Genomic DNA, 5,170 nt, shown 5'->3' with positions numbered 1-5,170 from the left:
TGGCCGGCCAGGGGGTGGTTGAAGTCGAACGTCGCCCAGTCCTCGCCGCTCGGGCCCAGCTCGCGCAGCACGCCGGCAAAAACGGCCTGGCCATCGGGCGTGGGGAACTGCACCACGTCGCCGACGGCGTAGCGCTCGTCGCGGTCTCCGTTCTCGCGCAGCACGGCCAGGGCCACGCGCTGCAGCAGCTCGGGGTTGCGCGCGCCGAAGGCCTCGCCGGGCGCCAGCTCGAAGCTCTCGTGCGCGCCCTCTTCCAGGCCGATCAAGCGCGCCTCCATGGCCGGCGCCAACTCGCCGGTGCCCAGCGACAAGGTCGCCGGCTTGTCGCCAAAGGTGTTGATCAGCTCGGCGCCGTCATGGCGGGCAAGCCGGTAATGCAGCGTGAGGAAGGATGCCGGGTGAACGCGTGACAAGGGGCCGTCCTTTCGTTTGGAGAGACGCTGGAGTCGCTTGGATAGACTGCCTTGATTTTCGCATTGCACCGTGAAAGACCTTCCAGCCGAGCTGCGCCCGAGGGAAAAGCTGCTCGCGCGCGGCCCGGCGGCGCTGGCCGACGCCGAACTGCTGGCGCTGTTGCTGCGCACCGGCGTGGTCGGCCAGGGCGTGCTGCAGCTCGCGCAAGCGCTGCTCGACAAGTTTGGCGGCTTCGCGGGCCTGCTGGCCACCGAGGGCGCGGCGCTCACGGGCATCAAAGGCCTGGGGCCTGCCAAGCGCGCGGAGCTGCAGGCGGTGCTCGAGATCGCCCGGCGCACCTTCGTCGCACGCATGAGTGCGGCGCCGGTGTTCGATACGCCGCAGACGGTGAAGGACTACCTGCAGCTGCAGCTCGGCAGCAAGCAGCACGAGGTGTTCGCGGTGCTGTTCGTCGACAGCCAGCACCGGCTGATCGCCTTCGAGGAGATGTTTCGCGGCACGCTCGCCCAGGCGAGCGTCTACCCGCGCGAGGTGGTCAAGCGCGCGCTCACGCTCAATGCCGCCGCAGTGGTGCTGGCGCACAACCACCCCTCGGGCGTGGCCGAACCCTCGCGCGCCGACGAGGTGCTGACGCAGACGCTCAAGTCGGCACTCGCGCTCGTCGACGTGCGCGTGCTCGACCACTTCGTCGTGTCGCCCGGCGCGGTGGTGTCGTTTGCCGAGCGGGGGCTGCTGTGAGCGGCCGCCGGGCCGCACGCCGCGCGTCGGCCGGGGTGCACTCATGAACAAGCCACGCCTGCGCAGTCTGCAAGAGTTGAAGACGCTCAAGCGCCGGCTCGACGAGGCCGCGCGTGAGCGCCGTGCGCAGCAGGCCGCGCTCGCGGCCCGCGAGGCGGCCGCGCGCCGCGAGCGCGAGCTGTTCGCCACCACGGTGGGGCCGGTCACGCCGCTGGCGCCGGTCGCGCGCGCGCTGCTCGGCCGCACACCGCCCGAGCCCGTGCCGCTGCAACGCCTGCGCGACGAAGCCGCGGCGCTGCGCGAAGCGCTGTCGGACGACTTCGACGTGGAGTCGCTGCTCGACACCGACGAGTCGCTGTCGTGGCGGCGCGTAGGAATCGGGCCCGACGTGGTGAAGAAACTGCGTCGCGGCGGCTGGGCGATCCAGGCCCAGCTCGACCTGCACGGCCTGCGCCGCGACGAAGCGCGCGAACGCCTCGCCGGCTTTCTGCGCGACACGGCGCGGCAGGGTCTGCGCTGCGTGCGCATCGTCCACGGCAAGGGCAACGGCTCGCCCGGCAAGCAGGCGGTGCTCAAGGGCAAGGTACATGGCTGGCTGGTGCAAAAGACCGAGGTGCTGGCCTTTGCGCAGGCGCGCGCGGCCGAAGGCGGAGCCGGTGCGCTGGTGGTGCTGCTCGGCTCGCCGGCAAGCGCCTCGGCGGGCTGAAGGTCTGGCGATTGGGCCGTGCGTTCAAACCGGCGGCGGGGTCGATGTCGCGGCGCGTACGGCAGGTGGCATCAGGGCTCGCGGTCACTGTCGATGCCTTGACGCCGCTTGCGGGGGGGCGACGACCGTTGCCGAAGACAGGCAGCACCAACAGCCACGGCGGGCGCCACACGACTTGACGAGGGTTCAGACACCGACCCCCTCTAAAGGGGGGCCTTGACCTTCACGATCTGGTAATTGATAGTGCCGTGGGCTGATGCTCCTCATACGGCATGGCCTCGTTTCTGGAACCCACCAGAACGCATGCGTGGATTTGCGGCGCAGAAGTTGCTAGTGCGCTTCGCGCTATCTCTACTCGATCAACCCCCAGGAGACGGAAATGAAGACAGCAACGATTGGATTGACGCTGGCGATTGCAAGCGTGATTGCAAGTTCATCGGTATACGCGAACGATGGCAAGACGCGACGCGCCTATGACGTGTGTGTCAATGCAAATACCGATGCAGTTCTCACGCATTTCCCCCCGCAGATTGGCGATCAATTAACCGTCGCGGGCATGATCTTGCCCGCTGGCACCGTGCCCAGCGACGGTACCGGTGATGCGACTTGCGCCAGCTATGTCGGCAGCAAAATCGGAACGTTCTTCGTCAACGGCACTTTGGTCGGCGACTTTAGCGGGGGGCACCTGCCTCAGGCTGCAGCTGACGACCTGGCCTACGTGAACTGGCATTTCCGGCTTGATGGTCTCGGCGCCTTCGATACGACAGGCCCAGTCAAGCGATTCGTTCTGGGTGGAACCTACCCGCAGACGATTACCGGCGGGACGAGAGAATTCCGCGGCGTGAAGGGCGAATTGACCGTCCAGCAGCTTGGCGCGGGCGGTTTCCAGTTCCGGGCATTCCTGCCTGAGAAAGACTGATGGCGCGCATGGCGGAGCGCGGAGACTGTTTCGTCGTGATGCAGGAACAGGGCAGACCCAAGCTCGCGCCATCAGCAGGACCGAGGTGACCCGGTGCCGGTGTCATGCCGCCCGATCACGCGCTGCGGTTGCGCATCCAGTCGGCGGTGTTGGCAAACGACGCCTCGAGCCGTGTGGCCAGAAGCGAATCGACCTCGCGCTCGCGCAGCGCCTGCGCCATGCAGGCGAGCCACTGATCGCGTTCGAGCACGCCGATCGAGTACGGCAGGTGGCGGGCGCGCAGTCGCGGATGACCGTGTTGTTGCACGTAAAGGTCGGGCCCGCCGAGCCAGCCGCTGAGAAATGCGAACAGCTTGTCGCGCGAACCCGCGGTGGTGCTCGGGTGCAGCGCGCGCAGCTCGCGGTAGGCGGGCTCTAGCTCCATCAAGTCGTAGAAGCGTTCGACCAGGGCGCGCACCGCGGTCTCGCCGCCGATCCAGTCGTACAGGATCTGCGGGGCGCGTTCTTCGAGTTTGAGGATTCCGGACATGGGCACCACCGGGTTGTCAGCGCAGGAACAGCGCCTGCAGGTCGTTGAGGAAATCGAAGCCGCGCTCGCTCGGGCGGGCGCGCTTGCAGTCGCGCTCGAGTAGGCCCTTGGCTTCGGCCGCCTCCAGGCCGTGCTCGATGTCCGACAGGCCCAGGCCGGTGCGCTCGCAAAAGCGCGCCAGCTCGAAGCCGTCCTTCAGGCGCAGCGCATTGAGCATGAACTCGAACGGCAGCTCGTCGCGTGTCACTTCGTGTTCGCTGGAAATCGCCTGGCCTTCGAGCGCGTGCGCCATGTAGGCGGCCGGTTCGCGCCAGCGCGTCTGGCGCAGGATGCGGTGCGCAAAGCTGAGCTTGCCATGCGCACCGGCACCGATGCCGAGGTAGTCGCCGAAGTTCCAGTAATTGAGGTTGTGGACGCAGCGGTGCCCCGCGCGCGCATAGGCCGACACCTCGTAGCGCGCGAGCCCCGCGCCGCCCGTCAGCGCGGTGATGCGGTCGAGCATTTCGAAGGCCGCGTCGTCGTCGGGCAGGCCCGCGGGCGGGTGCAACGCGAAGCGCGTGTTGGGCTCCAGGCTCAAGTGGTAGACGCTCAGGTGCGGCGGCTCGAAGGCCAGCGCCTGCCGCACATCGGACTCGCAGTCGGCCAAGGTCTGGCCGGGCAGCGCGTACATCAGGTCGATGTTGAAGGTGTCGAACGCCTGCTGTGCCTCTTCAACCGCGGCGATGGCCTGCGCGCTGTCATGCACGCGGCCGAGCGCGGCAAGCTTGGCATCGTCGAAGCTCTGCACGCCGATCGACAGGCGCGTCACACCCGCGGCGCGAAACGCTCGAAAGCGCTCGCGCTCGAAGGTGCCGGGGTTGGCTTCGAGCGTGATCTCGCAGCCGGGCTCGAGCGGCAGGCGCGCGCGCACGTCGGCCAGCAGCCGCTCGATCGCCTCGGGCGAGAACAGGCTGGGCGTGCCGCCGCCGATAAAGACGCTGATGACACGCCGGCCCCAGACGAGCGGCAGCGCGGCCTCGAGGTCGGCGCGCAGCGCATCGAGGTAGCGCGTCTCGGGCGGCGGGCCGCCCGCAAATTCGTGCGAATTGAAGTCGCAGTAGGGGCACTTGTGCAGGCACCAGGGCAGGTGGACGTACAGCGCCAGCGGTGGCAAGGCGGCGAGCTGCAGCACACCTGCGCGCCGATGCAAGCCGCTCACGTCGATCGGACGGGGCGCGCTCATGGCCGCCAGTGCTCGCGCATCAACGCCAGCATGTCGCGCGCCGCGAGGGCACGGTGGCTGAGCGCGTTTTTCTGCGCGGCACCGAGCTCCGCCACGCTGCGCCCGAGGGCAGCAATCCAGACCAGCGGGTCGTAGCCGAAGCCACCGGCGCCGCGCGGCGCGTCGAGGATTTCACCCGGCCAGCGGCCGACCGCGACCAGCGGCTCGGGGTCACCCGCGTGGCGCAGCGCGACGAGCGTGCTGACGAAGCTGGCGCGTCGATCGCGCGTGCCTCGCAAAGCCTCGAGCAGGCGCCGGTTGTTGGCCGCGTCCTGCAGCGCGCGCCGGGTTTCGCGATCGACTCCGGCCGGCGCTTCGAGCGCGGCGTAATGCGCCGAGCCCACGCCGGGCGCACCGCCGAGCACGGCCACGCACAGGCCCGAGTCGTCGGCGATCGCGGGCAGCCCGCTGGCCGCCGCGGCATGTCGCGCCTTGGCCAGCGCGTTCTCGAGAAAGCTGGCGTGCGGCTCGTCGGCCTCGGCGATGCCCAGCTCGGCCTGGCTTTGCACGGCGATGCCGAGCGGCGCGAGCAGGCGCTCGAGCTCGGCCAGCTTGGCGCGGTTGTTCGACGCGAGGATCAGATGCGTTGCCATCGCAGGATTC

Annotated in this window: 7 protein-coding genes; 3 read left to right on the top strand and 4 right to left on the bottom strand. The window is 69.0% G+C overall.

Going from position 1 to position 5,170, the window contains the following annotated elements:
* Positions 1 to 413 (bottom strand): FKBP-type peptidyl-prolyl cis-trans isomerase (locus RMO12_RS01340; RefSeq protein ID WP_309637923.1); only part of this gene is annotated, 413 nt, incomplete at its 3' end.
* Positions 414 to 483: 70 nt separating this feature from the next.
* Here RMO12_RS01340 and radC point away from each other — a divergent pair.
* The 3 genes from radC to RMO12_RS01325 all read left to right on the top strand — a co-directional run bounded on the left by radC (position 484) and on the right by RMO12_RS01325 (position 2,777).
* On the top strand, positions 484 to 1,152 hold the full coding sequence (radC, locus tag RMO12_RS01335) for a DNA repair protein RadC (protein WP_309624935.1): 669 nt from the start codon (positions 484 to 486) through the stop codon (positions 1,150 to 1,152).
* Positions 1,153 to 1,195: 43 nt separating this feature from the next.
* The gene (locus RMO12_RS01330) at positions 1,196 to 1,858 is read left to right on the top strand and encodes a Smr/MutS family protein (protein ID WP_309637922.1); all 663 of its coding nucleotides are present in this window, start codon (positions 1,196 to 1,198) and stop codon (positions 1,856 to 1,858) included.
* A 379-nt stretch (positions 1,859 to 2,237) separates the two neighbouring features.
* Positions 2,238 to 2,777: a hypothetical protein gene (locus RMO12_RS01325; protein ID WP_309637921.1), complete on the top strand. Its 540-nt coding sequence runs from the start codon at positions 2,238 to 2,240 to the stop codon at positions 2,775 to 2,777.
* Positions 2,778 to 2,892: 115 nt separating this feature from the next.
* Here the strand turns inward: RMO12_RS01325 and RMO12_RS01320 are convergent, their stop codons facing one another.
* The 3 genes from RMO12_RS01320 to RMO12_RS01310 are packed head-to-tail and all read right to left on the bottom strand — an operon-like array spanning position 2,893 to position 5,160.
* Entirely contained in the window at positions 2,893 to 3,306 is a 414-nt protein-coding gene (locus tag RMO12_RS01320) for a group II truncated hemoglobin (protein ID WP_309637920.1), read from the bottom strand.
* A gap of 16 nt (positions 3,307 to 3,322) precedes the next feature.
* Positions 3,323 to 4,528 carry a radical SAM family heme chaperone HemW gene (hemW, locus tag RMO12_RS01315; protein WP_309637919.1) on the bottom strand — a complete coding sequence of 402 codons (1,206 nt, stop codon included), beginning with the start codon at positions 4,526 to 4,528 and terminating at the stop codon, positions 3,323 to 3,325.
* Positions 4,525 to 5,160, bottom strand: a complete 636-nt coding sequence (locus RMO12_RS01310) for a non-canonical purine NTP pyrophosphatase (protein WP_309637924.1) — start codon at positions 5,158 to 5,160, stop codon at positions 4,525 to 4,527. The genes hemW and RMO12_RS01310 overlap by 4 nt, the downstream gene beginning before the upstream one ends.
* Positions 5,161 to 5,170 lie beyond the last annotated feature (10 nt).

Origin of the sequence: Methylibium sp., assembly GCF_031393925.1 — a bacterium.
In the GTDB taxonomy this organism is placed as follows: Bacteria; Pseudomonadota; Gammaproteobacteria; order Burkholderiales; family Burkholderiaceae_C; genus Methylibium.
Note: the sequence above shows the minus strand (reverse complement) of the source record. Positions and strands in the feature narration are given on the sequence as shown.